Source organism: Cytobacillus praedii (genome assembly GCF_001439605.1).
GTDB lineage: Bacteria > Bacillota > Bacilli > Bacillales > Cytobacillaceae > Cytobacillus > Cytobacillus praedii.
The window spans coordinates 1-232 of sequence record NZ_LMBX01000079.1 but is presented as its reverse complement, the minus strand read 5'-3'; the positions used below and the strand labels follow the sequence as shown (position 1 = coordinate 232).

The following is a 232-nucleotide window of genomic DNA, read 5'->3' as shown; positions in this document are numbered from 1 at the left end:
TAGGTTAAGTTAGAAAGGGCGCACGGTGAATGCCTAGGCACTAGGAGCCGATGAAGGACGGGACTAACACCGATATGCTTCGGGGAGCTGTAAGTAAGCTTTGATCCGGAGATTTCCGAATGGGGGAACCCTCTATCCGTAATGGGATAGAATCTTTACCTGAATACATAGGGTATTGAAGGCAGACCCGGGGAACTGAAACATCTAAGTACCCGGAGGAAGAGAAAGCAAA

The 232-nt window shown here is 48.7% G+C and carries 1 rRNA gene; it reads left to right on the top strand.

The features are described from left to right. Positions 1–2: 2 nt before the first annotated feature. Positions 3–232: ribosomal RNA gene (locus tag ASU02_RS25555) — 23S ribosomal RNA — on the top strand; the annotation flags it as partial.